This window comes from Leptospira weilii (assembly GCF_006874765.1).
Taxonomy (GTDB): domain Bacteria; phylum Spirochaetota; class Leptospiria; order Leptospirales; family Leptospiraceae; genus Leptospira; species Leptospira weilii.
This window is the reverse complement of the sequence record NZ_CP040840.1, coordinates 2,121,597-2,148,110: the sequence shown is the minus strand read 5'-3', so window position 1 is coordinate 2,148,110 and position 26,514 is coordinate 2,121,597. Positions and strand designations below refer to the sequence as shown.

The 26,514-nt window shown below is 35.5% G+C and carries 22 protein-coding genes and 6 pseudogenes; 15 read left to right on the top strand and 13 right to left on the bottom strand.

The window, feature by feature from the left end:
* Positions 1-10 precede the first annotated feature (10 nt).
* Positions 11-790, top strand: coding sequence for a DUF932 domain-containing protein (locus tag FHG67_RS10240; protein ID WP_004500406.1), 780 nt, complete (start codon positions 11-13; stop codon positions 788-790).
* Between the two features lie 3 nt (positions 791-793).
* Here the strand turns inward: FHG67_RS10240 and FHG67_RS10235 are convergent.
* Positions 794-1,849 (bottom strand): annotated as a pseudogene (locus FHG67_RS10235) (hypothetical protein); the annotation flags it as partial.
* A gap of 54 nt (positions 1,850-1,903) precedes the next feature.
* Here FHG67_RS10235 and FHG67_RS22380 point away from each other — a divergent pair.
* A pseudogene (locus FHG67_RS22380) lies at positions 1,904-2,828 on the top strand (IS630 family transposase).
* On the opposite strand, the gene FHG67_RS10215 reads toward FHG67_RS22380, so the two are convergent.
* Positions 2,825-3,535 (bottom strand): hypothetical protein, encoded by a 711-nt coding sequence (locus FHG67_RS10215; RefSeq protein WP_004500454.1) that lies wholly within the window; start codon positions 3,533-3,535, stop codon positions 2,825-2,827. The pseudogene FHG67_RS22380 and the gene FHG67_RS10215 sit on opposite strands and share 4 nt — an antisense overlap.
* A 539-nt stretch (positions 3,536-4,074) precedes the next feature.
* Here FHG67_RS10215 and FHG67_RS10210 point away from each other — a divergent pair.
* On the top strand, positions 4,075-5,106 hold the full coding sequence (locus tag FHG67_RS10210) for a hypothetical protein (RefSeq protein WP_004500392.1): 1,032 nt from the start codon (positions 4,075-4,077) through the stop codon (positions 5,104-5,106).
* A 105-nt stretch (positions 5,107-5,211) separates the two neighbouring features.
* Here the strand turns inward: FHG67_RS10210 and FHG67_RS10205 are convergent, their stop codons facing one another.
* On the bottom strand, positions 5,212-5,598 hold the full coding sequence (locus FHG67_RS10205; protein WP_004500429.1) for an LIC_13246 family protein: 387 nt from the start codon (positions 5,596-5,598) through the stop codon (positions 5,212-5,214).
* Between the two features lie 168 nt (positions 5,599-5,766).
* Here FHG67_RS10205 and FHG67_RS22375 point away from each other — a divergent pair, with 168 nt between their 5' ends.
* From FHG67_RS22375 to FHG67_RS10170, 4 genes and pseudogenes are all read left to right on the top strand, one after another.
* Entirely contained in the window at positions 5,767-6,294 is a 528-nt protein-coding gene (locus FHG67_RS22375) for a hypothetical protein (RefSeq protein ID WP_232616671.1), read from the top strand.
* Between the two features lie 57 nt (positions 6,295-6,351).
* A pseudogene (locus tag FHG67_RS22370) lies at positions 6,352-6,991 on the top strand (IS5 family transposase).
* 80 nt (positions 6,992-7,071) lie between these two features.
* Positions 7,072-7,869, top strand: coding sequence for a HEPN domain-containing protein (locus FHG67_RS10180; protein ID WP_004498332.1), 798 nt, complete (start codon positions 7,072-7,074; stop codon positions 7,867-7,869).
* Positions 7,870-8,290: 421 nt separating this feature from the next.
* Positions 8,291-8,701, top strand: a complete 411-nt coding sequence (locus tag FHG67_RS10170; protein WP_004499705.1) for a hypothetical protein — start codon at positions 8,291-8,293, stop codon at positions 8,699-8,701.
* 160 nt (positions 8,702-8,861) lie between these two features.
* On the opposite strand, the gene FHG67_RS10165 is transcribed toward FHG67_RS10170, so the two are convergent.
* Entirely contained in the window at positions 8,862-9,518 is a 657-nt protein-coding gene (locus FHG67_RS10165; protein WP_004496017.1) for a tyrosine-type recombinase/integrase, read from the bottom strand.
* A 441-nt stretch (positions 9,519-9,959) separates the two neighbouring features.
* Here FHG67_RS10165 and FHG67_RS22870 point away from each other — a divergent pair.
* A pseudogene (locus FHG67_RS22870) lies at positions 9,960-10,079 on the top strand (IS481 family transposase); the annotation flags it as partial.
* An 88-nt stretch (positions 10,080-10,167) separates the two neighbouring features.
* Here FHG67_RS22870 and FHG67_RS10155 read toward each other — a convergent pair.
* From FHG67_RS10155 to FHG67_RS10145, 3 genes are all read right to left on the bottom strand, one after another.
* Positions 10,168-10,608 carry a VOC family protein gene (locus FHG67_RS10155; RefSeq protein WP_001173977.1) on the bottom strand — a complete coding sequence of 147 codons (441 nt, stop codon included), beginning with the start codon at positions 10,606-10,608 and terminating at the stop codon, positions 10,168-10,170.
* 175 nt (positions 10,609-10,783) lie between these two features.
* Positions 10,784-11,902 carry a TIR domain-containing protein gene (locus tag FHG67_RS10150; protein ID WP_004495882.1) on the bottom strand — a complete coding sequence of 373 codons (1,119 nt, stop codon included), beginning with the start codon at positions 11,900-11,902 and terminating at the stop codon, positions 10,784-10,786.
* 90 nt (positions 11,903-11,992) lie between these two features.
* Entirely contained in the window at positions 11,993-12,430 is a 438-nt protein-coding gene (locus FHG67_RS10145) for a hypothetical protein (protein WP_004496089.1), read from the bottom strand.
* 672 nt (positions 12,431-13,102) lie between these two features.
* Here FHG67_RS10145 and FHG67_RS10140 point away from each other — a divergent pair.
* From FHG67_RS10140 to FHG67_RS10115, 6 genes are all read left to right on the top strand, one after another.
* Positions 13,103-13,459 carry a hypothetical protein gene (locus FHG67_RS10140; protein WP_004495939.1) on the top strand — a complete coding sequence of 119 codons (357 nt, stop codon included), beginning with the start codon at positions 13,103-13,105 and terminating at the stop codon, positions 13,457-13,459.
* A gap of 151 nt (positions 13,460-13,610) precedes the next feature.
* Positions 13,611-15,524, top strand: coding sequence for a GTPase domain-containing protein (locus tag FHG67_RS10135; protein ID WP_004496052.1), 1,914 nt, complete (start codon positions 13,611-13,613; stop codon positions 15,522-15,524).
* On the top strand, positions 15,525-16,793 hold the full coding sequence (locus FHG67_RS10130) for a hypothetical protein (protein WP_004498847.1): 1,269 nt from the start codon (positions 15,525-15,527) through the stop codon (positions 16,791-16,793).
* Complete coding sequence (locus tag FHG67_RS10125) at positions 16,781-17,668, top strand: hypothetical protein (RefSeq protein ID WP_232423614.1); 888 nt, start codon at positions 16,781-16,783, stop codon at positions 17,666-17,668. The genes FHG67_RS10130 and FHG67_RS10125 overlap by 13 nt, the downstream gene beginning before the upstream one ends.
* Positions 17,669-17,871: 203 nt before the next feature.
* On the top strand, positions 17,872-18,447 hold the full coding sequence (locus FHG67_RS10120; RefSeq protein WP_000056315.1) for a hypothetical protein: 576 nt from the start codon (positions 17,872-17,874) through the stop codon (positions 18,445-18,447).
* On the top strand, positions 18,444-19,388 hold the full coding sequence (locus FHG67_RS10115; protein ID WP_000594907.1) for a nucleotidyl transferase AbiEii/AbiGii toxin family protein: 945 nt from the start codon (positions 18,444-18,446) through the stop codon (positions 19,386-19,388). Before FHG67_RS10120 ends, FHG67_RS10115 begins: the two co-directional genes overlap by 4 nt.
* Positions 19,389-19,619: 231 nt before the next feature.
* On the opposite strand, the gene FHG67_RS10110 is transcribed toward FHG67_RS10115, so the two are convergent.
* The 6 genes and pseudogenes from FHG67_RS10110 to FHG67_RS10080 form a co-directional block, all read right to left on the bottom strand.
* Complete coding sequence (locus tag FHG67_RS10110; RefSeq protein ID WP_004501263.1) at positions 19,620-20,282, bottom strand: hypothetical protein; 663 nt, start codon at positions 20,280-20,282, stop codon at positions 19,620-19,622.
* Complete coding sequence (locus FHG67_RS10105; protein WP_000730463.1) at positions 20,245-20,559, bottom strand: HNH endonuclease; 315 nt, start codon at positions 20,557-20,559, stop codon at positions 20,245-20,247. Before FHG67_RS10105 ends, FHG67_RS10110 begins: the two co-directional genes overlap by 38 nt.
* A pseudogene (locus tag FHG67_RS10100) lies at positions 20,556-21,557 on the bottom strand (transposase); the annotation flags it as partial. The pseudogene FHG67_RS10100 and the gene FHG67_RS10105, both read right to left, overlap by 4 nt.
* Positions 21,558-21,576: 19 nt before the next feature.
* Positions 21,577-22,576: pseudogene (locus tag FHG67_RS10095) on the bottom strand (IS630 family transposase).
* A 676-nt stretch (positions 22,577-23,252) separates the two neighbouring features.
* Positions 23,253-23,693: a VOC family protein gene (locus tag FHG67_RS10085; protein ID WP_001173977.1), complete on the bottom strand. Its 441-nt coding sequence runs from the start codon at positions 23,691-23,693 to the stop codon at positions 23,253-23,255.
* Between the two features lie 190 nt (positions 23,694-23,883).
* Positions 23,884-24,501, bottom strand: a complete 618-nt coding sequence (locus FHG67_RS10080; protein ID WP_004496022.1) for an HNH endonuclease — start codon at positions 24,499-24,501, stop codon at positions 23,884-23,886.
* 392 nt (positions 24,502-24,893) lie between these two features.
* Between FHG67_RS10080 and FHG67_RS10075 the strand changes: the two genes are divergently transcribed.
* A complete protein-coding gene (locus tag FHG67_RS10075; RefSeq protein WP_004495834.1) occupies positions 24,894-26,312 on the top strand; it encodes an OmpP1/FadL family transporter in 1,419 nt (472 codons plus the stop codon).
* The last annotated feature ends 202 nt before the right edge of the window (positions 26,313-26,514 follow it).

Genomic DNA, 26,514 nt, shown 5'->3' with positions numbered 1-26,514 from the left:
AGGAGTTCAAATGGGAATCAGTGAAGAGGAATTAAAAAGAAGAGTTCCTTCAGTTTATTCGGAAGCCTATTCCGGGCAAGTCAGCAAAAAGCATCTTCAAATCAAAACCTCTGACGTTCTCTCACTCTTTTTGGATCTTAGGTGGGAGATTCAGAGTGCAACTGCAGTTTCACTTCGTAATCAAAAACGTCATGGATTTGAGAAGCATATGCTAATTCTTGAACATCCTACAATGATCTTTGAGGATGAAGGAAAGTTGAATGTAGTGATTCGAAATTTTCATGATCGATCCAACTCTTTAGAAATCTTCTATGGCTTTCTACGTTTTGCTTGTTCCAATCAATTACTGATTCGAAATTTAGGAAACGGGAATCAGAAATCTTTTCGTCACTACAAAGCAGATCTAGATGCCATCAAAGATTGGGTTGTAGAAATCCTTTTTGGATTTAACGATTTAGCTGATGATATTCGATTCTTAAAAGCAAAAGTTTTGAATTCAAGTCAGGTCCAAGAATTTGCAAATACAGCCTTAGATTATCGGTTCCAATCCGATTTACGTGAATATAGAAGATATCTGGTAGAGAGTATTTTACGAGTTCGCAGAAATGAAGATGACGGAAATTCCGCTTGGAAAGTGTTAAATCGGGTTCAAGAAACCATTACCAAAGGTCTCGCTTCTTACCCAGACAAAAACAAATATATGCGATCTATTAAATGTAGGCCCATACAAGGAATGGACCATTTGATTTCATTTGGTACGGATCTCTGGCAATTAGCAAAAGAGATTTAGATGCTACAAAATTTTCTTCTCGAATTGATCTCCGAAGTATTCTATCCACAAGTTATCATACGTAAGAGTATATTGTTTACAGGAACGAATATGAGGAAGATTCAGAAACCCACCTTTAATGCCATTATCAATTGGAGCAAATATCCGAGTTTGATTTAGAATTTTATTCTTAAATTCCTTTACGCTGAATTTTATCTTGTAATGAGCTTTAAGTCTATGTAAGAAAATATCAGGGAGCTGCATTCCTTCACAAAGTTTTTCTTTTACTTCCTTCTTTAGTCTTACAGAATCAGAAATTTTCCTTTTGTTTACGAAAACATCGTAATTGTGTTTGCCCACAATCTCCTTCATAACGAGTTTAAAGGTATCGTATGTCTTGTTTCTCATATAATCGAATGTATAATAAACTTGGGCATCAATCCATTGCAAATCAATCGGAGTTAGATACTGTAAATTAGAATGAAAGTTTTGAATCTGTTTATCTCCAATCCCTGAAGGGGCATATTCACTCTTGAAATTGATCTTACAATACTCATAAAGAATCCTTAACTCTTTCTCCTCTTTACCATTCGGATTCTTAGCGATCGCAGTAAGATCCTTACTTCCATAATTACAGTTAAGACAGAATTCCTTTGTCTGTTCGTAATCCATTCCTTTTGATAAACAGTAATTCAAGACTTTGAAGATTGTTTTTTCTCCACCAACTCGGTTTCCCTCAGTAATCTGAAATGAATTTGATTCACCTTCCTTATTGAGTCTTTCCTTCTTCCAAATCGAACCTGCACCTTCAATTTTAGAAATGAAGCTCTCAGATAGAAGCTCAGTGTTATTCTGATATAGAACACCTGTGGCTGTGTTGTAGTTAATCTTGTAAAGATTTGAATCCAGGATCCTCAAAGTTTCCTTCAGAGCCATTGGGATACTGCGTATAATTGTTTTCCTTTCAATTGAATAAGGTAAATAGTCCCAAGCAAAGGGAAGCCTATAACCTTTACCTTGTTCCTTTCTTAATTCCAGTTTAATTCTATTATCTGAATTCTTCAACACTCCTTCGATTACTGATCCCTACAAAAAAGAGTACCAAAAATATATCGATCATATCCCATTGTCATAATGCAAAGATTAGAAAGGGAAAAGTTAAAACGTTTGGAAAAGCGTAGGTTGAAGGGAATTCGTTTACTTGAGAAGGGCTATACATGTTATAGAGTAAGCAAAGAGCTTGGAGTCAGTAAGCAATCGGTAATGCGTTGGCGAGATAAATATGAATCGGAAGGAATCGAAGGAGTAAAATGGAATGGCCAACGAGGTCGACCGACCAAGTTGAGCATTTCAGAGAAGAAAGAATTAAAAAGAATCATCTTGAAAGGTCCGATAAGTAACGGTTATCCGAATGAACTTTGGTCAACGTATCGCGTATTGGAAATCATACGAAAAAAATTCGGAGTAACGTATCATCAAGATTATGTGGGAACTCTCTTGCATCAATTAGGGTTTTCGTATCAAAAACCAAAAAGAAGAGCGTTGGAAAGAAAACGAAAACTTGGCCCGGTATAAAAAAAAGCAGAGAATGAAGGGTTTAAGGTCATATTTTTAGATGAAAGCGGAATCAGCCAGAATCCATATACGGTAAAAACTTGGAGCTTAATCGGAAAGACACCGATTCTTCGTCACAAGATGTCTTAGCGGAATCAGCCAGAATCCGTATGACTTGGAGCTTATTTATTTTTTAAAGATACTTCTAAAGAAAAATCGCAAAAAGATTTTAATAGTTTGGGATAATCTATCTGTTCGTAAAAGCAAAGCAATGAATGAATTTTTAAAAGAGAATGAGAAAAGACTTAGATTAGAAATTTTTCCCCCTTATGCTCCGGAGTTAAATCCGCAAGAATATATCTGGTGTCGTTGGAAGAAAAACTATATGGCTAATTTTTGTCCGGAGAATCTTAGCCAATTGATTCAAAGAACTAAATCTACTTTAGGAATATTGAAATCAAATACAATCAGTTTCGATAGTTATTGGAGACAAGCTGGTATTTAGGTACTTATTTTTATAGGGATCAGTAAAAGGTTAGTACCAAAGGTTTTTTTAATTTTCTGTCCTTTCAAATACCGGAGTTCAATACGCAGAACATTGTCCTGTATTTTAACATTTTTCCTTTTTTCGAGTTGGTCCTTTTTATCATAGGTCATTAAAGTTATCTGTTTGTTCTTCAGATACTTCGATGTTTCATAGGATTCCAGTTTGGTTCTAGGCAGAGAAATTGTCTTTAGAATGGGGGTATAATGCTCATAGGGGTGTTCCAATTCTATATTTAAGAACACATCCAATCGAGATAAAATCACTTTAGTCCAATCCTTCACCGGAAGACCGGCACTTGCCAAGATTGGATCCAAACGTTCTATTGTGTCCTTGTAGTCGAAAGGAGAATAGGAGGAGTAATTTATACCATTGTATAGACGAGAAAGTGAAACCCTTACTGTATAATATCTAAAGCCATCCGATTTTATGAATTCACAAGCTATAACTCCGGATTGTTGGTCATTAAATTTAAGTCTCTTCAGGCCATTTCGAAGTCTTATAGCACGAGAAAATTCTTCAAATTCTATGTTTGATGTTGGTAGATATAGTCGAATTGTATCGATGCCTAAGTAATCAAAAGGGTTTTTCAAATTCAAAGTCTTTCTTGCTTCATTGAAATTTCCGAAGCTTAATCCTAATCCAGCGTATTTCAAAAATCTTGCCATACAAATTTTGTTCTTTTTTCAAATAATAAGGGAAAAAAGTTCAAAGTCTTAGGCAATCAAACTACTTGGAATATATTACATAATAAACTTTGAAATTGTCCTTAGTAACGCTTCTTATTAAAACAAAAAGAACCGGAATATCTAAGCCAGGGTTATCTCATAGGTTTAGATAAAATTGAAAAGCTGTGTCCCGTACACGTTATACGCTTCCAAAAAAAATCTTGACTTTCATTTTGAGTCATGGTAAATTTCTTTCATCATGCTCAATATATTTCTTATAAAAAGATAAAGAGCATGTGTTCAAATTGTGAAAAGTAACTTGGCTTCCGTAATTTAAAAGACAAGGTACTCTCTTAGAGCTTCTCAATACTCGGTCTGCCGCGTATGCCTTAAAGCTTCTGAAAATGATAATCTAACAACGCGTAGTGTTGAACGGCGCTACTATATATTCAGCAAAGTTCTGTGTATAGGAAAGCTATACATTAGCTCTCGTATATCTTCTTTGCGTTCAGAAACTAAAACAGCAAAAGGAGTCGTCTATGATAAACGATTCAATAAACGTAGGCATAAGAAAAGAAGGTTTTTGGGAAAGATTAAATCCTCGAAAGGGATTTAGCACTGATATATGGATCGGTGAAATGGTCATCTCAACAAGTATGAATGATGTTGTCTTTAACGAGAACATTGAAACTAAAAGAGAATCGGAACTTGAAGGATTAAAGGTCTCATTTACCGAGTGGGGCATGCAATTAACTTTTAACTTTGAAAGGTTCTGGCAGAAGGTAAAAGGTTATCCAACTCAGAGGAGAATCGCTGATAATCTGAATAAGACTCTAATTGAATCCGGAATTATCGTCAAAGACTGGGATTCGTTTTTTATAGAAAGAGCTACGTTCAACTGTAAATTTGATCTCTGTTCAGAGGATTTTTCGTTCTTAAAAAAATTACTCCATCGCATGGCGGTTGAGGACATTGTAAAAACGAAAAATAATTCCGTTTACGTTCTTGAAGATTATGACTATGATCTGGAATTTGCGTTTGGCAATGGAGAACATGATTCAGTCGTGCATATACGGTTTGTTGTAACTGGTTTTTCTCAATTGGCTTTAGAATACGATATGAGTTATCAATTTGACAGCATTGATATGACAGATGTATGTTCCATATTGAACAACAATCTCGCTAAATTTTTTGAAGTGGTTAGAAGCATGAGAGTTGATGCCGATTGGTTCAAAGTTCTTGAAATTTTAACGAGTCCTCAAATGTCAAATTCTTATGACAAGAATCGAGAGATTCTCGATACTCAAGAATCATTGGCACCCGATTTTGGAAGGATTAAAATTGACAAAATTTACGAGGATGTCTTAGGGATTTCATTGCACTCCATACTGAAAGGTTTGAATACTTGGATGAAAGATACCGAGAAAGTCAAAGGTGAACTGCAACATGCTCTGCGATTTTTGAATCGGAATGAAAGAATGATTCAAAATCTTCAAGACAAACTCAAGATTTCAAAAACGCTTCAAGATTACGATGATTTTGAAGATTACGAAGTCGGCGAAGAATTCTAAAAGGCTCTGACAGGTTTCGGAGTATTGGAAAACTGATACTCCGAACCTTTTTTGACCCGAGAACCTCTTAATATAAGGTAATCATCATACTTAGTCATAAACAATTTAAACAGTTCTGTATTGGTGATAAATATCACTCAAGCAAAGAATGTCGAAGACCGGATGTCCTAACTTGCCTTGACTTTCAAAAACTTCCCGAGCCTCTTGAATACCGTCCACATGGATCCAGTTTTCTCTTCTGACCTTTTCTTCCTCTACTATCTCAGCATAAATCAGGAAAACATGCCTATCGTCTGTAGCCTTCACGTAAATTCTGCACTCTTTAGCTTTTAACAGATCCCTTTTAAAATCCCAAGGAGAACCTTCACTCGTTTCAGATCGTAAAGTTATGCTCTGGAACTTTTCTATGGCGCTTAAAATGGTTTTAAACTGCGTTACGCCTTCTTGCGTTAGCTCTTTCCAGACTTCTTCTTTGTCTTTTGGTTTACCCATACGGAACTTTCATTCCTGGTTTTGGGAAAGTTTACGAGAAAAATTACCTTCTATTTTATTTCTTTCGAGTGTTGACACATCTTCTCTAAAATGAATCATCAAAATTTTACTGAATAATAGTGTCGCTTTACAAAAAATATATATTCTAATTACATGTTATTTTGATATATGCAGAATAAAATATTACATGACAAGTTAGCGGAATTGTTTTCACAGATTATCGAAATCATACTTATGCATGCATCTAACCGAGGGGGGTTGTCTTTTCATCAAGAGACAAATTGGATTTCGAATAATAATAAACATTATTATATGAAGGTCTTTCCAGTCATATTTTGGCAACCTGTAATAAGTGAATTGGAAAGTATTTTTAAAAAATTAGATTCTTATATCCAGGCGCAAAATATTGCCGAAGAGGATATCGTTTTTGGATCTCATTTAAATAAGCGAGTAGGCACATTGTTCGGTAGCAGGATAATTACCTTTGAAGTAATGATTCACGCAATTTTATATCGTATTCTTTCGAAGGATGAAATACCAAAATTCGATTTAAATAAATTTTCAAAAGTTATTGATGATATTGAAGCCGATTTTTTATCTCCCACTATATCAACAATTGAAATTACTCCACTATTTGGATTTCGATCCGAGGAACCTAAGATTTCACTAGAACCCATCTCAAAAACCAACAAATGATAAGTACAATTTATTTTTAAAGCTGTACACAATCGTAAAATAAAAATCACTGAAAGAATGGATTTAAGCAACGATCAATGGAAAATATTGGAGCCTCTGATAATTGAGCCTAACGTTCGTGAAGATGGAAAAGGTCGTCCTCGTATGGATGCTCGTTCAATCTTAAATGGAATTCTTTGGATATTGCGCACAGGAGCTCAGTGGAAGGAATTGCCGGATCGTTGAACGCGGAGGAATAGATATAGAAGAATCCTTTATAGACGGCACATTTGTTCCTGCAAAAAAAGGGGTCCAAAAGTGGGGAAAACCAAACGTGGGAAGGGTACAAAGATCATGGCAATCGGAGACAGCCAAGGTCTTCCTATCGCCTTTTGCACGGAAAATGCTTCGCCCCATGAAGTCACGTTAGTGGAGCAAACATTAGAAAATCTTTTTATAGAAGAAAATCCAAAACGAATGATCGGTGACAAAGCATACGATAGCGACGGTTTAGACGAACACATTTTGCAACAGTATAAAACAACCGACACAAGATGGTCGAGGATTGAGGCGTTACAAACGACGATGGAAAATCGAGCGTCTTTTTGCCTGGCTTCAAAACTTTAGAAGACTCGTAGTCCGTTATGAATATTACGATTTTAATTTCGATGGGTTTATTGCTCTCGGATGTGCTATGATCCTTCTTAGGCATTTTTGAGATGGGTTCTAGCAGAAAATCTTCACATTGAAGTTTTATCAGACGAGGAGATTTCGAAGTTATTAAGTAGCGGAATTCCAATGTCTCTGCACAATGTCTCCGATAATATTGCAGATGTTTTATACAAACATGCGATTGTTCGCGTTTCAAAGCTCACTAAAATTATCGGTCCAGATAATCGCGCAAGCAAAGAGACAAAGAATCAAGCTCACATTACGAACAACACAATCATTTCAGCACTACAACTCTTTAAATTTGGAACAGTTTTTCCCGTTGCGGACATCTCTCGAAATATAGGTTTCTTTTCTATTGGTTCTTCTATGAGTTCAGGGTATCCTCGATTTGGTTTAAGGTCTTCGTACGTTCTTTCAAAAAAGGAAATTGAAGAATTCCTAATCCTTTGGAATAAAATCTACACTTTAACCCCTGAGAAAATACCACACTTTCTGGAAGTAGCTTTAAGAAGATTTGCAGATGGGACGCTTAGACCAAATTTAGAAGATCAAATAATCGATTTGCTCATAAGCGCTGAAGCCATTTTTTTAAGTTCCGGCGGTAGCGATCAAGGAGAGCTTAAATATAGATTGGCTCATAGGACGGCCCTATTTTTAGAAAGTGAACCCAAAAAGCAAAAAGAAATATTCGATTTCATGAAGAAGGCTTATGATATTCGAAGTAAATTTGTTCATGGATCAGGATCAAAGATCAGTTTTCCTAAAAAGGAAGATGGTACAAATATGAATATGCATGATTTTGAAAAGCGCACAAGGGAAATTATGCGAAGATCGATTTTTAAAGTCTATGATTTAGCTTATCAATGTAAGAACACAAAGCTTAATATTGATTGGGACGATTATATTTTTCCGGGAAAGGGTTAAGCTACTTTAGCTAAATACATTGCCCGATAAAACAAAGTTTGGCGCTGCACGTAAATATTTCTAAGGGGTGAAGTTAAGATTCCCTTTAGATCATAAAGTTCAAAAATAACCATAGTTTTTTACCTACCCAATTTCTCAAAATCACTCTGGGAAAAAGTTTCGATTTTTTAAGAAAAAATTTTTATCCCAAGATTTGAATATTCAATTCAGATAAAATCAATTTACGAACCTACCTTGTTATCTGAAAAAAAGTGGTGAACTTTTTTCCATTATGATTTTGAGAAATAGAAAGTTTCCCATAGAATAGATATATGAGATCAAAATGATTTCTAATATTTCTTTGATTCGATTTCGAAGAATAACTTCAAAAGGATAAGGAAAATATTGAAGAGATATAAAATTTAAATAACGGAGGAGCTTAATGAATAAAGCTTCAAATATCAAAAGTAACAAGAAAAGTAAAGTGGAAAGAGAAATGGAGAAACTCTCTAATCAGCTTCAACAAAAGGAAATCAAACCTATGGAGTATGCTAAAAAATTCCCTATGAAAATAGATATGCGCCCTCAGAAAGATGTTATTCGAGAAGCTCTTTCCGCCCACAGGAATTACTTTGATTTAAAAGCGTATGAAAAAAATAAACAAGACATTGATATTGCTAGTAATGCCATTGGGAATTTTGTTATAGCCCGTTTATCTAATCTAAAGGCTGGGTATGAAGCATTGAAAAACATTGAAGGCGGAAAGGAGGCATTTAAATGGTTACTTCAGCGGGCTATTAATGAGTCCAAACGAGCCTATCCTTGGTTAGATGGTGAGTACTATCATTACTAAAAAATCAGCTCATGTTGACCCCAAGAAGTTAACATGAATGGTTTGTTTTGGCGAAAAGTAAACATGCGAAGATTCTAAAAATAGCTGGGTGGCTTTGATCGATGCATAGATCAAGTCAGCCCTTGAGTTAAGTAGTATAGGAGAGCTTAGTTTTGCTTTCTCATTCCCAAGTAAGGAACATTGAAGCATTATAAAATCGTTTAGTATAATATTTTGATGTTGTAATAGGACTTGAATGCCCTAATGTGAGCTGTGCGGCTATGGAGCCTGATGTCTCTAATAACTTGGTACCTGCCGTATGACGAAAGCTATGCGGATGCACACGTTTTCCTGAACAAGTGTTCACATTCCAAGAATTCACAATCAGTTGAAGTCCACGAGTTGATAGATTAGATCTCCAATTTTGATTTCTTAGTGGAAGAGAAAGGAAGAAGTAATCTGATTTTAAATCAAATTTTGAATGATATTCTTGAACAGCTTTTAAGCACTTTTCAGAAATAACTGAATAAGCTATTCTACCTCCCTTTTTCACATACTTGGCAAGGGTCTCGTTTGTTGGGGCTTTTAGCAAATCTGAGAATTTTAAATTCACGGCTTCCTTAGCCCTCAAGGCCGTCTGGCTTAATATCAAGAATATTGCAAGATTTCTATAATCCCGCTCGGAGACTGGGTTTGAAAATTTTCGAGTTAGATAGCTCATGATCTCATCAGTGAGTCCTTTTCCAAACATTGAATATTCATTACTTGTATCTACTGGTGTCCGATTTCTATTATTTTTATACGTAACAAAGTCTATTATTTTTGGAGCTGAATTCAAAATTGTATCCAATCAACTAGTATAAGATTGAAAATATAAGAATATTCTGAAAAGGGAAAGTGAATTTTGTTTTTGTTCTACTGATTGCTATAAAATAGAGTACCGTTAATTTGAGCACAAATCCGCGTTTAGACGCAGAATTTTGGACACTCTATTATGTAGAGATGAGTAACGTTCAATATCAAGAAATTAAAGAATTGCACATTGTCGAGATAAAAACCTTTGAGTGTCTATATAATTTTCTAAAAATTGAAATCGATCTTGAGCAACCTAAACTAAGAAAATATCTACTTTCCAAGATTGTAGTTCAACTTGAAATTATTGTTTCCAAACTTCAATAGGTTTTCCCATTTCTGAAAACTTCCTGAAAACGGAAATGGGATGTACCGAATAAGCCTGAACAAGAAATAAAATGACTTTTTATCTCACCAAATCATACTGTATTACAAGGAACGAACTCATCGAAGCAAGTATTGTTTTGGTAAAACTCCGATACAGACCCTTCCTCGGCACGAAGGAGTTTGAGAAGAAAAATATCTCGATAATTTACAGTTTTCGTAATGAACTTTAAAAATGTGTAAGATCAAGTTCTGGCTATTATACTTAACGGTTGCGATCTGTGACGTTTGGCATTCGTTGTTTTGTCCGCTTATATTTGTCCTTTATATTTTGGGTCAAAGTCAACCATCCATTCAATCCCATATTTGTCTCTAAACATTCCAAAGTAAGAACCCCAAGGGCTGTCGGCAATAGACATTTCAATTTGTCCACCTGCTGATAGCCCATTAAATAACTTGTCTGCTTCTTCTTTACTTTCTGCACTGATTACAATTTTACTTCTGTTCTCATTTTCATTTGTTCGCCCCATAGCTTCCGGGACATCATTTGCCATCAACATATTATATTTACCAATAGGCAAAGCAATGTGCATAATTTTATTTTCTTCTTTTTTTGCTACTGGAAATTCAGGACTTGCAAGATCTTTGAAACGTATAATTTTTGCAAACTCTCCGCCAAATACTGATTTATAAAATGTAAATGCTTCTTCGGCATTTCCGTTGAAGTTAATATGAGGATTAATAAGTGCCATAATTTTTATTTTTAAGTGTTAATCAATTTTTGAATGCCAAATTTAGTCATTTGCATAAATGTTTCAATTACTTTTTGAGATTCTTCCAGGATTGCTCATAAGGCTGTCCACTTTTATGTGACTACCTTAGGTTGCATTAGCGATCCTGAACGGAGCGAGGAGACGCCCAATGGATTTACTTGATCCCTTCTCGCTCAAGTACGCGTCGAATTTCTTCAAACCGAGCCGAAATATCACCTTTGGGAAAGCGGATCTGGGTCAATCCGACGATATTGGAGAATTCAACGCACCCTTCTTCGAGAAGGATTATTGCACGATGGAAGCCAAGCCGCCCCTGGAACAATCCCGCTTCGTGGACTACATTTTGGCGAGCTTGAACGGATGAATCGGGTTGCTCATCTTCCGCTGTCATTACAATGAAAGCGAACGTCGCAGAGTTTAACATTTGTTCAAGTCGTTCTTTAGTAGAGATTCCTGCCGCCGGTTCTCTAGAAAATTCTTCCCACTTCAATCGTAAGCGATCTTGGAGAAAATCCTTTAAGTCTTTCCATACTCGCGAGCCTCCATGTCCAATAAAGATTCGATCGCCCGAACTGGTAGTCATATTATTATCTCCTTGCCTGAGTGATACGTACGAAATAACCCGCTTGCAAAGCTTGCTCAATTCCGTTAACGCTGTAGCCGTTGAACTCCATTCAACGATGAACGCCTGAACTTGAATATGCGGCGGCGTCTGTGGGCCTTCCTTCAAAGCACGGTCGTCGCGACTTCGGAATTGGTTAGGACGTAGAGCTTGAATAGATTGGAGTACTGGCAATTTGTTTTTGATTTCGTGCAATTTAGTTTTAAACTCTTGAAGTGTTGAGCTGTCATGATTGTCCGTAAGAACATCGAGAGTGCTTTCCACCGAGTCTCTTACATCCGAGAAGGTTTGCTCATTGCGCGCGACAGCGGCTTCAATTACTTCCCGATCTGTAGCGGCCATGCGCCAAATAAAATTCATTACATCTTTGAATTCGTAAGCAACCCATCTGTTTGTTGTTCGGCTACCAAAGATCGCCATCAAACCGCACTCTGGGTCAAAGAAATCGCCGATAGTTTTAGGTTCAAAATCTCTAATGTAGACTGTAGATTGGTAACCGAGCCAAGAATCAGACCACGCGGCCGATACAATTTGGACAGCATCTTTCAACTTTTGAACTTCCGCTTGAACGGAAACTGATTTGAACGCAGTAAGGGCCGCAGCCAGGTCATTTTGATTATTTTCGAGATTTTGAAGAATGGATTTAATCATAATTTCATTGGGCGTCATTTTCGCATAACGTAATAGGCGTCGTTGTTTTACTTAATATAAACAAATTCCCGTAAAATTCAGAATAATAAATCAGAGCACATTCGATTGAACAATTGTTTTTGCAATCTCAACGTCTTTCCTACGGATAGAGATAGTATAATCTCCCAATTCATTTGAGCTTAATAACATACCATAACAGCCAAGATTCTTGAGAGCATCAAATATTTTCCCACATACCTTTCTAGATCCTTTTTCAGCATAATAAGGGATTAGTTCATATTTGTTTCCAATTAATTTCCTAATTCTTAAATTGTAGAACTCTTCAAACTCATCTTCTGAATTAATCGTTCCTAAAAATATATGAAATTGGTCGACACGAGATTCTTCAAATTCCGGAACCGAATTCTTTTTTTCAAATATATAAACATCAAATCCAGCATCCTTTCTCTCATAACAAACTATTTCAAAGTTATCAGATATTTCTGGATGAAAATGATAATCTGTATATTTCTTTGAAAATTTAGTCATTCAGAATATTTTTAAACAATGACGCCTAACTATAAATCGCCGAATATTGTATAAACAACAAATGATTTCGTATAAACGCTGGAATTGCGAAGGTGCCTCGTTGTACCCAGCTGAAAAAGGATCCATTTGTCAGGCGTCAAGAGCTTTTTGGGAAGTTCGTAGAAAGCATATCCCCATTGTCAAGTAAGACCGCAAATTTATCATTCTCAACACGCGACCAGACGATAGTGCGATCTGTGTAAGATCAAGTTCTAACCATTACATCTAAACATTATTAAATCCGAACCGATTTTAACAGGCTGATTTCTTCGAAAAATCAGAATCTTACTCAGAACTATAGAATCGAGTGTCCAGAATTCTGCCTTTAAAACGGGGATTCGTTTCAAAATTCATGGTACTTTATTATATAGGGGTGAGTAGTGATATTCTACCAATTTGGATGTATATTCTAGTATGAACTCAAGCCAAATCCTTAGTCTGTCCGAAACCAGATAGTATGTTTTGTCCGAAAGCGGATAATGAATACTATTTTTACCTATTCCTTGATTCAGATTCCGTCCAAAAATCCTTCATTTTTCTATTAAAACAAACTAACGCTTTTTACGACAAATAATTTGACACAATTTGGTCAGATTTTTACCTTGAAATGAATTTTCAAATGGTCTATGCGAAATGTTGAATTCGAAAAGAAAGCCTCATTTTCAAGCGCAAAGATTAACGTTAGAATACTTGCGTTTCTGGGAAGCGTTTGTTCATCCAGCTACTCTCGAACCTTGGGTTGCTAATGACACTTTGATGGGAGACCTGGTTCATCCAAAAACGATCGGACTTACAGTTTGGGGATACTATGTTTTTTCAAAGATCAAAAGTCTGGGTTGGCATCTCCCGAAAACTCCACCCGTAACTCCGCCAACAGATAACGAAGGCGAGAACACTGGGAGAACTGAGCCAGGACCGTTAAGTGACTGGGATTTGATTTTGCTCGTTTCTTGTTTGGGGTTTGTCATTTGTAAAATTGCATTAGGTTAAGACCAATTTGATCTAATTCAAAGGATATAATTTAATAAATTTACCAAAGATCATTTACGATTATAAAATGTTAAAGTAAATATCGAGATTTAGAACTAAAGCGAAACCTTGTCCCCTATTCAAATTCGTTAAAATTATTTGGAGTGAATAAATGGAAAGAATAGAAGAGGAAAATAAATTAAATAATAAAGAGGAAGGTATCAATTCGGATGCATTTTTTAAAGAATTTTCAGAAAAGTATAAGGAAGTAAAATTTAAAAATACAATTTTAACGATTTTGATTTGGGGTTGGGTTGGAGACGGTAAGACGGTCTCTATTCTAACAGCTAAACATTACCTTGATTTATTAAAACATGGAATATCTCTCGGAGAAATTGTTGATCAACAGGACCTGAAAGAATTAGAGAAATCTAATATAAAATTTGAAAATCTCCGAGCCCTTGATTTGGCAAAAAATACGTTAGCGTTCGTCCGTGAATATACGAAAGAGTTTATAGAGAATTGCGAATGGCCCAAAGGTACAAATAAGCACATTCCATTTTTATTGCGAATTGATACTTTCGATTCAAAAAATGCTTATCTATATATTCCTGATTTGCCTGGTGGCAGTTTTCAGGAGGCTGATGATATATCGAGCCATTTTATAAATGGATCAAATGGAATTATTATTTTAGTCGATCCAAAAAGATATAAAGAAAGTTCACATGAGGCAAGAAAGTATGTTTCGGAAGTGAGATATAGAATTAAATTCGCTGCGGAAAAAAAGATCCCCACTGTTATTTTTATAAATAAAGCCGATGATCTTTCGGGCATTCCTACAAATATCTTGGATAGTGTTCATGAGGAATTGACGATTTATCGATCAAAATTGGCTGGAGTTGAAGATGAGGATTATCAAATTTTGAGATCTTCAGTTATTGGGTCTAAACTTTGGGAAGAAAAAAGTCAGCCTAAACCAGATGAAGGAGCTATTTTTTTACCTAGTGCCGATCTACGCAATCCTTTAAATATTTTAAAAGGTTGGGTATGGTTAATTTACAAAGGATATGAAAATTCCAAGCAAATTAATGACAGCATTCCTAGTTTGCATTTTCGAAATCATTCAAAAAATATCAATTCTGTAGGTGCAAATCTTTTAGATATTAGATTAATATCAAATTACAAGAACTTAATAGGTTTGCCTATCTTAATTATTAGTGATTCTGAAGATAAAATAGAAATTTTATTTTTAACTGAAGATGGAAAATTGAATTTAGTCAAGTTTGGCAATTCCTCCGAATTCAAAACAGAAAAGATTGGAGAAATTATTGAATTTGATAGCGATATGACCGAATTGAAATGCTTTATAAGAGAAGGTTTTTTAGTCATCGGTAAAAGAAAAAATACTAGCTTCCTCTATTCCGGAATACTAGGCTCTGACTTGAATAAAACTGAATTAGAACATCCAGTTTATAGTTGGGAACTTATGGGAAATGAGGAATTATTTACTTCAAATGAAAATGGAAATTTATCAATATTGAAGCTAGAGAATAAAAAATGGATTCCAAAAGATTTTCTTACAGAGTTTCTCCCGAAACCAAGTAAAATTGAATTAATGTACGATTTTAAGGATCGGTCCCTTTTTGCTCATAATGGAACCATATCTTCTGGGGTTCGAATAGCCAATAATAAGTTTGGAGATCGATTTGAATACAAGGTTGTTCCGAAATACGATGCTGAATCGGCAGACGTATATGTCGGGCGGAATCTCTCATTAGTTTCACTTGCGGGCGAAAAATTCTTAGTTTTTGATGATACTGGAAAGTACTCAATTGCAAAAACAAATTTTCCTGAAATGTGCATCGTAAATCAAGTTGAAAGATATGCAGTTGTAATCACAAAAGATAATTTTATTAGAATTATACATCAAGATTCTGAAGGGAAGTATAAATTAACGGAGGATCATTTTTCAAAGCAACTAGAAGCGAAACCGGATGCTATCTTATTGAGTGAACAAAGTAATTCTATTTTTGTGTTTTATAAAGAAAGTGGCATTTCGATTCGTTTTAAAATATTTGGAATTTAAATGCACGAAACGCTATTTCAAAATTTAATTGAAGAGCTACCTGCTGGTGAATATCGAAATGTAATGAGGTTTATCCCCAGCGGATCGATGATGGGAGATTTTCCTGTTATTTTCGCTAATGCAGAAAGTGTAAGAAATCCTCAGAAACGTTTCTTTATAAAATGCATTTGGGTTGCGGATCAAAATGCGGGAGATAACACTAAATTAGTTACGAATGCAACAAGGCTCCACAGAATCTATAACGATCTCAAAAATGCTACTTTGGCAGAAAAAAAAATACCAATCGTGGATTTAGCAGAATTAAAATTTCTCGAAAATGATTCTGCTCTTCTAATAGTTATGGATTTACTTACACCTTTAAAACAATTAATCGAAGAAGGTAAAATAAGCAAAAGCAAAGTCAGAGAATTTATTCGAGTATTTGCAAATACTAATGAAGAAAAGCTTGATTGGATTCATTTTGATCTTTGTCCAAAAAACTTGGGAGTAAATTCAAAAAATGAATTTCGATTAATTGATTTGGATAGTTTTTACAAAGCCAAAGAAGGTAAGTTTGAAGTAAAGACATTGGCTTATAAGCGCTGTAATATTCTAAAATCTATAAATGATAAAATTATTGAACGAAGCGACGATGAGAAATATTATTCTATTGAATTGATTAAAAAATTTAAGCTAGAAATTTGTCTATGTGCAATACAAATATGGGCTGGGGAACTTTTTAGGTATCCTGGGAAGGTTTACAATTTAGAGGAATGGTTTTGGGCTTGGTTAAACAGTTTACCTAATAAATCACAAAGTGAGAAAGCATTTTGGAAAAAAGTTATTGAAGATTACATTCCGAAAAATATTTCTTTGAACCAAATTGCAAATGAGTATGAGCAAGAAATTCTTGAAGAATCGTCAGCCTCAAGTGATAGTACCTTTCATGAACTACCACTTATCTCGAAAGATGTTAACAATGCTGCAATCTCTCAAAATGAAATATATCCTGCGAATGAAATAGATAAGGTATTTGATCATTATGCGAAGTTAATTAGATCTGAAAATTTCAATGTGGATGATCTTCAGTTTTATTTAGATTTATTAAAGGAAGCGGTCGATAAGGCGCCAAATCGCGTAGATCATTGGATTGAATTAGTGACTATTTCGATATGTTATTTAAAAAGTGCGAAAAAATCTTATGAATATTTACAAATTGCGCTGAGATATCATAACCAAAACCAGGATTTAAAAAATAAAATGAGATTAGTTGAATTATGGATGCAATAGGTGAGCTAATGGATAACTCGCAATGTGTAAATATTTTTGTTTTTGCAAAAGGATTTGAAATTACAAAGAGTCATCGGGAGTTTCAATTAATTATTCCAAATACAGTACCTAAAAATCTCTCGAAACTTGAAAATTATACTTTGAATGTATTGGATTGGCCGGGAATTATAGATTCTTTTTTTGAAAGTAATCGATCCGACAAGATTTCTGAATTTTTCTTAATTAAGGATGATGAGCAGGGAGCGGTTGTTTGTATTTCTCCTTCGTTAGATCATTTAAAGAGAAAGAGTGTTATCGTAATCGCGATCTTTTTTCCCTCGAAAATAGTATTTACAGACCCCGATTTACCGTTAGCGAAAATTCAAAATCTTGGTTATAGGTTACTAGAAGAATTTAGATCCGCATTTTTAAAAAATCATGAAATTGTGGAGCGACAACTGTCAAAGGGAATCTTTCTTTCAGATACAAATTATTCTTATTCATCGGAAATTATAAAAAATGTTCAATTGTGGAATGCAATTACAGAAGTCTTAAAAAATTATAATGGAATCGCAGGGATAGTGCCTTCATTTGGTATTAAATTTTGCGGTAACGTATTGTTAGGGTCTAAGGAAGAATCAATGAATCCAAATTATTCAAATGCAATTGATGGATATATTAGTCCAATCACTAACGAATTCACTATTATTAGAAATAATATACTTGCAGTAGATAAAAATTCTTTACCGATAGAAGGCGAAGTGGACCAACTTAGAAGGGAAATTGTTGAATTAAAATCAATGTTTCAATCTCATGTTGATAGCTTACCTGGTCTTCTTCGATTTGCAATTAATGAAACATTGTCTCTCTTTTTTGGTAAAAAGAAGAAGAACTAAGTTCAATTGTCAATTTCATTAGAGTGTGATTTAAAAATTACAATACAATAATTCAATTTTTTTAGCGACTGTTTGAAAATCCCCCGAATGGGAATGGATACGATCGTGCAAAAAATTTAGCTATAGCGTTTTTCTTGTTCCAAAAATGCATGAATTTTTACAAAAATATTTGACAAAGAATTCACCAGGAGTCTAATAATAGCATGAGCCTTAATGTTCTAAAGTTCCATTTAAAACCTGGAAAAGTTTATAGGCGCAGTGACTTACTTCCTTATTCAAATAGTATAGATCGAGAATTAAAACAACTTGTTAAAGAAGGGTTTTTAAGAAAGCTTAGCACTGGGCTCTATTCACGCCCTAAACCAAGTAAGTTCGGAGAAGTCCCTACCGAATTACCTCTTTTAGTTGAAAAATATCTTAAAACCAAGGACTTTCTTGTGGTCGACCATAATTCTTTGAATGGAATAGGTTTAGGATTAACACAGCTATATAACGAATTTACTGTCTATAACCAAAAAAGGCACGGCAGAGTTGAGCTTGGGGGTATGAAGTTCAATTTCAAACGCAGATCTGGTTATCCGTCTTCCCCAAATTCTGAATTTCTTCTCGTTGAGTTTATGAACGAACGTAAAACTCTTGCAGAGCATCCGGAAAATTTACCAAAGTATCTTCGAAACAAACTCCAATCCCTCAATAAGGCGAAATTAAAAAAATACGCTGAGAGCTTTGGAAAAGTTGCAGTTAAAAAAGAACTCGAACAATTAATATCAAATACGTGATTAAACCCTTTATCCATGAAGATAAAAATTGGAAAGAGCTAATTCAAATAGTATCTGATTCCAAGAAAATTTTACCTACATTAATTGAAAAAGACTACTGGATTATGCATACCCTTTGGTCTTTATCTAACTCCGGTCTAAGTTACTTTATGAAAGGGGGAACTTCACTTTCAAAAGCATATCGAGTGATTGATCGTTTTTCCGAGGATATTGATTTATTAATAGAAGATGAATCTTTACGATCTCAAACGGCAAGAAAAGATACATCACCAAAAAATGTAGAAAAAAGAAAGAAATTCTTTGACGGGCTTACAACTAGAATTCAAGTTCCTGGGGCAGTAAATATTGAACGTAACAAAGACTTTGATAGCGATCATCTGATTAATGCTGGAATTGTCGTATCATATAACTCCTCCAATCAAGTCGAAGGAGTTAAGTCGGGAATACTTCTTGAAATAGGTTTTGATACAGTAGAGCCATGGGAAGAAAAAAATATTTCATCGTGGATCATTGATTATTTGGAAAAAACTGAACAATTAAAAGATTTTTTCGATAACCGAGCTTTAAGCGTAAGATGCTATCGTCCAGAATATACTTTTGTTGAAAAATTACAAGCAATCTCTACTAAATATCGTCAATTAGCAGAGGGATTGGATATTTCGAACTTTGCACGACATTATTATGATGTATATAAACTTCTTGAACTACCGAATATTCAAAAATTTATTGGTTCAGAAAAATATATTGAACATAAAAATAATCGTTTTAGATCTAAGGACGAAAAAAATTTAACTAAGAATGATGCTTTCATTTTAAACAATCCAAATATGTTTAAACAAATTGAGGATCGATATGAAAAAACCAAAGCCATCTATTATGGAAAAGTACCGCGATTACAAGAGATCATAGAAAGTTTAAAACCACATTTATCAAAAATGTGATGCTTATATTTTTTCATCTTCAGCAGATAATTTTAAAAATCTTTTACTATTAAAAACTCTTGGTCTCCTATCTATTTCGTAAGTTTAATAAATGTTCCATTTTCATAATTGAATGTTTTATGTAAATATTTCAAATCAACGAGTTGATCTGTGCCTATCAAAATAGTCGAATTCATTATCTGCTTTCGGACAAGTCAAAACAAACTGAATTCAACCCTGTGGAAAAACAGGCTATCCTCCAGCTAAATCTTTACCAATTCTCTCCAGCCTCTTCCGATTCTTCTCAAAACAATTACCCCAAAGGTCCGTTTCGAATCTGTGCAATTTAGCCCGGTTATTTCTAAAACATAAATCCCAGCTCGAAAACTCCCTTTCTGGATTCGTAAAATCAGTCCGCAACATCCTCAAATAATTCCTACGAGCTGCTGAAACCCAGGTTTTAGGCTTAGCTCGTTTAGCCAAAAAATCCAGATCCCGAGCATAACAATTCAACCGGTTTGTTTCCAAATGAACCATTCTTAGCTGAACGGGACTGATCGGATCATAAAGCTCTTTCTTACGAGCAAAGTGATTCAGAAATTTAGAAATAAACTCAACCCTCGCTTGACCGGTTAGACTTCTCGCTACTTTATTTACTAAGTTTGCAGAATCAATCGCTCTAAATTTCCAATGAGGATCTTCCTTAATCTTAATATACTTAAATTGGGTTATGAATGTAAGAAGACTTTTACAAGAGTTCTCCGCCGCTTTACCCCAAGAAACCCAAACATCAAGTTTTCTTCTTTCTCGGAGGAAGTAGTCATATTTAATGTTTAGATTTTGGGATAAGGTCTGAGCTAACCATCTTGGAAATACCTTACTTTCTTCTTTTTCCTTGTTCGATCTGATAGCCATATTTCTCTCCCTTGAATTTGAGAATATCAGCAGCCATATGAACAATTTCTTCTTCCGTAAAGTATCGTTTCAGTTTTGCTAAGGGAGAAATCACAAGACAAATATTCTTGAACTCATGCTCACCACCTTTACGCAGAGGAAGAATGTGTTCATTGAGTGCATCCACTGGGTAAACATCTCTTCCGGTAAGAAAACATTTTCCTTTTTGGGATTTTAGAATCTTGTAAAAATCCTCTGCTCTAAATCTGTATTTCAGAATACGACTCTTTTTCTTCATTTGAGTCTCTCCAAGGTTCCATTAGACTTCTTGTCCTTGAAGTTCGTATATAACAGATACGGAAATTCTTTAGCTTTCTTCTTAATTCCAAAATCAATAGACCGGTTATAACAGGCTTGGTTGATTCTCCTTTTCTCGATCAATTTTAACTTGAGCCATTTTCTAAGAATCAACATGGCAGAAATTTTGTGAATATTCAATAAGTTGCAAACTTCGGAAACAGAATAGTAGGATCCATTTTCTTTCCCGTCAGAAATCAGATTCCAGATCTTAGAAGCTGTTTTCTGATGCTGTAACTCTTTCTTTCTCTGAATAGGAGTTCTGTTTTGATCCGACCAAAACGTATTGTGAGCGTTCATTTCTTTTAAGAGAAGTGAGTTCACATCCTTTAAGGAAGCTGGAGAATTGAGTAAAGAAAATCCGGATTGAAAAACGACATTGTCTTTTGAACTCTCAGTTTCCGGAAAGTATTCAAATTCTTGGATTAAAGAATGAAACCAATTTTTGGAACCTGAGTCGTTCTTTCTCAGCGCAAATCCCTTCCTTCCGATCCCAACTGCTGGCTCTAACGGCCCTCTGGGATCGGAACCAAAGGATAATTTACCCCATCTCTTCGTCTCACCAACAACAGCATCAACATCACTACACTCAGCACCAGCAAGCGCAACTTCATTCTCACAAATCACATCCAACCCAAACACATGAGCATTCTTTAAAAAACTAAATTCATTCAAGTAACGAGTAGAGTTCTCGGGACGGATGTAACAGTAAGAAGAGAATGCTGTCTTCAGCAGTCTATGATTGCCTTCGGCTACTTGGTTGTGGACTCCATTCTTACTCCATCTGTTTCTTGCCCAACGGTAACGAGCATCTTTAGAATGTGCTGAGTGATTTACTTGGCGATGGTTCTTGTAAATATTCCATAAAAATTCATATGCGGAATCAGTCATTAAGGGAGTTTGTAAAGGAAGATGATCCTTGATGATGACGCCTACTGATCCCTATAAAAAATGGTACCTAAATACCAGCTTGTCTCCAATAACTATCGAAACTGAAGGTATCTGATTTCAATATTCCTAAAGTAGATTTAGTTCTTTGAATCAATTGGCTAAGATTCTCCGGACAAAAATTAGCCATATAGTTTTTCTTCCAACGACACCAGATATATTCTTGCGGATTTAACTCCGGAGCATAAGGAGGCAAAAATTCCACTCGAAGCCTTTTCTCATTCTCTTTTAAAAATTCATTCATTGCTTTGCTTTTATGGGCAGATAGATTATCCCAGACTATTAAAATCTTTTTGCGATTTTCCTTTAGAAGTATATTTAAAAAATAAATAAGATCCCGGCTTTTAACAGAGCCTGTTATGATCTGGAAGTAAAAATCTTTTTTAGAAATAGCGCCTATTACTGATAACTTTTTCCAAGACATCTTGTGACGAAGAATCGGTGTCTTTCCGATTAAGCTCCAAGTTTTTACCGTATATGGATTCTGGCTGATTCCGCTTTCATCTAAAAATATGACCTTAAACCCTTCATTCTCTGCTTTTTTTTATACCGGGCCAAGTTTTCGTTTTCCAAGTTTCAATTGCATTTTCATCTCTTTCCAACGCTCTTCTTTTTGGTTTTTGATACGAAAACCCTAATTGATGCAAGAGAGTTCCCACATAATCTTGATGATACGTTACTCCGAATTTTTTTCGTATGATTTCCGATACGCGATACGTTGACCAAAGTTCATTCGGATAACCGTTACTTATCGGACCTTTCAAGATGATTCTTTTTAATTCTTTCTTCTCTGAAATGCTCAACTTGGTCGGTCGACCTCGTTGGCCATTCCATTTTACTCCTTCGATTCCTTCCGATTCATATTTATCTCGCCAACGCATTACCGATTGCTTACGTACGCCAAGCTTTTTTGATACTCCGTAGCACGTGTAGCCCTTCTCAAGTAAACGAATTCCCTTCAACCTACGTTTTTCCAAACGTTTTAACTTTTCCCTTTCTAAGCTTTGCATTATGACAATGGGATATGATGGATATATTTTTGGTACTCTTTTTTGTAGGGATCAGTAGTTGGATCAATTGGTAAAGTATAACCGTAAACATAGTCGGCCTCTGGTTTTTCTTTTTGATTAACCAAGCGCTCCTTTCTATAGATCAAAAGATTTTCCGGAATACTCTGCAATGGAAGAAAATTGAGATGAATATTATAACTCACGATTTACTCTACTTCTTTATTTTTTATACTTCTAAGCACATACTTATTTTTCATACTGCTTTTTGAGCAACTAGTCGCTCGAAAACAAAACTATCCGTTCCCCTTCACAGTACATTAATATTTGCACCAAAACATTGCATTTTAAAAACTTATAAGTCAAGAATTATGATTTAGTACACTCTACTTTAACACCAAAATGTGCAAGATATAGAATATTAAAATCATTAGATAAAGCATAATATTATTAAAAATTTAAAGTAATCTGTAATAGTTAGAACTTGATCTTATACTCCTTAGAATTACCAAGGAAAAAAGATCACAACACTACAAAAAATAACCAAGAACAAGATTGGACTTTTGAAGTTAGCGGAAACTTTGAGGAACGTCTTAAAGGAAGTGTCAGATCTTATTTTGGCTATTACAGATTAACGGTTGCGATCTGTGCGACGTTTGGCGTTCGTTGTTTTGGCCGCTTATATTTGTCCTTTATATTTTGGGTCAAAGTCAACCATCCATTCAATCCCATATTTATCTCTAAACATTCCAAAGTAAGAGCCCCAAGGGCTGTCGGCAATAGACATTTCAATTTGTCCACCTGCTGATAGCCCATTAAATAATTTGTCTGCTTCTTCTTTACTTTCTGCACTGATTACAATTTTACTTCTGTTCTCATTTTCATTTGTTCGCCCCATAGCTTCCGGGACATCATTTGCCATCAACATATTATATTTACCAATAGGCAAAGCAATGTGCATAATTTTATTTTCTTCTTTTTTTGCTACTGGAAATTCAGGACTTGCAAGGTCTTTGAAACGTATAATTTTTGCAAACTCTCCGCCAAATACTGATTTATAAAATGTAAACGCTTCTTCGGCATTCCCGTTGAAGTTAATATGAGGATTAATAAGTGCCATAATTTTTATTTTTAAACGTTAATCAATTTTTGAATGTCAAATTTAGTCATTTGCATAAATGTTTCAATTACTTTTTGAGATTCTTCAGGATTGCTCATAAGACTATCCACTTTTATGTGACTACCTTAACCTTAGGTTGAATTAGCAATCTTGAACGGAGTGAGGAGACGAAGTTATGCGACGTTTTGAATTAATCGTTTTGCCATTTTATGCGATAATTCGCTTTCATATCATCTTGATGTTTTCTCTGATCATAAATCGTAATCTTAAAAGCATTCCGATATTCCTCTCCTCCAGCTGATCGCTGGAAAAATAAAGCTGAAAAATCTTTTAGCTTTTCCTTTTTAGTTCCAGTAGACTTGAGATATTTTACAGAAAAGAATTTCTCTGGAGTCCGAAAAATCGTTAAAAGCTCATCATCTGATAGATTTGATTTAAGTAAATTGCAATCTTTACAAGTAGGAATTATATTTCCCGCGGAGTGTATTCCTGTCTTACTTATTGGATTAAAATGATCAATGTGAACAATACCATTAAAATAATCCGCTCGCTCGAACATCAATCCACAGTAATAGCAATTTGGACGCTTCAGATAACTATCTGTAACATTTGAGGCAATCCATAGGCTATTAATCAAAAGATCTTCTTGAAAATTGTATCGATTTGTACTCGATCTTTTAAAGATATTCTCAAACAATTCCGGTTCTCTTTCGTATGTGTTCTTTATTCCTTCCCAATTCCAAGCAGGGTTAATCTTAGATCTTGATTGATTGTAAATTTCGAAAATTTTAGTTAAAAATTGATTCATACTCTCATACTTTTTTTTTTCAGAAAACAGTTAAGATTTTTTTAGAAATTTTTCAAAATGTCGTCTAACGAAAGAGTCTCCTCGACGTTGCGTCCGCAAATCCCTTCCTTCCGATCCCAGCCGCTGGCTCTAACGGCCCTCTGGGATCGAAACTCACGTTGAAATACATCCCAAAATAGATCCGATTGAGATTGGTTGATAAACGGACATTCTGAATTTTGCGAGCTATGAATTCCTACTTTGAAAGAATCTATGCAAAAATCCGCTATTTTTGTACAGAGATGCTTGATTTTTTGACAGAAAATCCAAAATAACAGATTTAAATCCGTTATTTTGGTTGAAGTTTTTTCATTTTGAGAAACGTTGAACTAATCTTTCCTTAGGATATTGTTATGGTTTCAAAAAATGGAATATGGGCCCGGATTTTGTCTTCAGGCGTTCTGGTATTACTCGGCACGGCGGATTCTCTCTTGGCTGTGGATGGCTTGACCCGGAATGCGATCAATGCGAGATACGAGGCTTTAGCCGGAACAAACACTGCCTTGGGCGGCTCTCCGGTCGATGTCGCTTTAAATCCGGCCAATCTTTCCTTGACAAAAGGAAAAAAAATCGAATTTGGCTTGGGCAATTCTACGATCTTCAATCGGTATCAGGATCAGTTTCTGGATTCCAATTCGGATTACGTTTACGCCAACGATAAAAAGAGCAAAGTCAACGCCCCCGCTCCTTACATCGCTCTCAAACTTCCGGTTACCGAATCCATTGATTACGGTGTCGCTCTCTACATTCCCGGTGGTGCGATCGGAGGTGTGGATCAAATCATTCGAAATACTCCGAACGGCCAGTCTCTCAATCAATGGGCGGGAATCAACATTCCAGGTCCGATCGGTGATTTCAAACAAATCAAAGAAACCAATTCCAATCAGTTTGCAGTCGTAAAGCTCGTAAACGGAATCTCGGTTCGTTTCGGTAATCTTTCCCTGGGTGCGAGCATCGAAGCTATATATGGAACTCAAAAGCTCAATCAAAAATACTACGATATCACGGGCTCTTTGGAAATTCCCGGACAAGGATACTATTACGAAAGCAGTAAAAAAGCGTTTTCCATCGGCGGTGTCGTGGGCGCGAACTATACAGTTACCGATCGTTTTAGAATCGGCTATTCATATCAGGCTCACTCTTCCGTTCCTCTCAACGGAAGTTATCAAATCGGTTTGAACGACCCCTACTATTACAGAAGATCCGGCGTTTCCTATAACTTCGACCTTCCCGAAAAACATTCATTAGGATTTGCTTATGGTCCTGAAAATTTCAAAATAGCGGTGGATCTGATCTATACGAACTACGGTTCTTATCTTCGGAAAGCGAATCAGAAACTCGAAGACCCTTGGTTGCCTACTCCTCTCGGAAATATCGCAGACGCGGACGCTCATCTCAATTTTAGAAATCAAGGCGGTTTTTTAATCGGGTTAGAACATAAGCTCAGCGAATCTTGGGTGTATCGATTGGGTTATTCCTACAACACTCTCGCGATCAAAAGCAACGGACTCGGCGGAACCACGGGCGGATTTTTTTCCCTCAATCACGTATTCGCGGGAGGTTTGAGTTATCTATTTGATAAATGGAGTTTGGATCTGGGAATCAGTTACAACGGGCCTAAAAATCATATCAACGGAGGAAAGGGAACGGACTGGGATCTTTCTCACTCTATCAAAACCGGGCCGACTCAATTCAATTCCGCCGGATATTCTTACAGCGGAGAATCCAGCATCCTTGCGGTCAATATCGGAGCGACAAAAGCGTTTGAATAATTTTTTCCGAGTAAAAGCGCGGGCGTTGTTTTCGATCGGATCATTAGAAATATCTAAAATATTTGCAAAACTCAGTTTTGAAAATTTAGTCAATGGATTTCGATCCTGAAAAATTTCGAGTTTCGTTATCCGTAAAAAAACAGTCCTAGGCAAACAACCGAAATTTTACTCTCAAGGGGACTTCAAGTCCCCTTTTACTGAT

Bases quoted from the DNA above. Each gene is read 5' to 3' on its own strand.
- FHG67_RS10240 (WP_004500406.1), top strand. From the start codon at position 11: ATGGGAATCAGTGAAGAGGAATTAAAAAGAAGAGTTCCTTCAGTTTAT.
- FHG67_RS10215 (WP_004500454.1), bottom strand. From the start codon at position 3,535: ATGGCAAGATTTTTGAAATACGCTGGATTAGGATTAAGCTTCGGAAAT.
- FHG67_RS10210 (WP_004500392.1), top strand. From the start codon at position 4,075: ATGATAAACGATTCAATAAACGTAGGCATAAGAAAAGAAGGTTTTTGG.
- FHG67_RS10205 (WP_004500429.1), bottom strand. From the start codon at position 5,598: ATGGGTAAACCAAAAGACAAAGAAGAAGTCTGGAAAGAGCTAACGCAA.
- FHG67_RS22375 (WP_232616671.1), top strand. From the start codon at position 5,767: ATGCAGAATAAAATATTACATGACAAGTTAGCGGAATTGTTTTCACAG.
- FHG67_RS10180 (WP_004498332.1), top strand. From the start codon at position 7,072: ATGTCTCTGCACAATGTCTCCGATAATATTGCAGATGTTTTATACAAA.
- FHG67_RS10170 (WP_004499705.1), top strand. From the start codon at position 8,291: ATGAATAAAGCTTCAAATATCAAAAGTAACAAGAAAAGTAAAGTGGAA.
- FHG67_RS10155 (WP_001173977.1), bottom strand. From the start codon at position 10,608: ATGGCACTTATTAATCCTCATATTAACTTCAACGGAAATGCCGAAGAA.
- FHG67_RS10150 (WP_004495882.1), bottom strand. From the start codon at position 11,902: ATGATTAAATCCATTCTTCAAAATCTCGAAAATAATCAAAATGACCTG.
- FHG67_RS10145 (WP_004496089.1), bottom strand. From the start codon at position 12,430: ATGACTAAATTTTCAAAGAAATATACAGATTATCATTTTCATCCAGAA.
- FHG67_RS10140 (WP_004495939.1), top strand. From the start codon at position 13,103: ATGTTGAATTCGAAAAGAAAGCCTCATTTTCAAGCGCAAAGATTAACG.
- FHG67_RS10135 (WP_004496052.1), top strand. From the start codon at position 13,611: ATGGAAAGAATAGAAGAGGAAAATAAATTAAATAATAAAGAGGAAGGT.
- FHG67_RS10130 (WP_004498847.1), top strand. From the start codon at position 15,525: ATGCACGAAACGCTATTTCAAAATTTAATTGAAGAGCTACCTGCTGGT.
- FHG67_RS10125 (WP_232423614.1), top strand. From the start codon at position 16,781: ATGGATGCAATAGGTGAGCTAATGGATAACTCGCAATGTGTAAATATT.
- FHG67_RS10120 (WP_000056315.1), top strand. From the start codon at position 17,872: ATGAGCCTTAATGTTCTAAAGTTCCATTTAAAACCTGGAAAAGTTTAT.
- FHG67_RS10110 (WP_004501263.1), bottom strand. From the start codon at position 20,282: ATGGCTATCAGATCGAACAAGGAAAAAGAAGAAAGTAAGGTATTTCCA.
- FHG67_RS10105 (WP_000730463.1), bottom strand. From the start codon at position 20,559: ATGAAGAAAAAGAGTCGTATTCTGAAATACAGATTTAGAGCAGAGGAT.
- FHG67_RS10085 (WP_001173977.1), bottom strand. From the start codon at position 23,693: ATGGCACTTATTAATCCTCATATTAACTTCAACGGGAATGCCGAAGAA.
- FHG67_RS10080 (WP_004496022.1), bottom strand. From the start codon at position 24,501: ATGAATCAATTTTTAACTAAAATTTTCGAAATTTACAATCAATCAAGA.
- FHG67_RS10075 (WP_004495834.1), top strand. From the start codon at position 24,894: ATGGTTTCAAAAAATGGAATATGGGCCCGGATTTTGTCTTCAGGCGTT.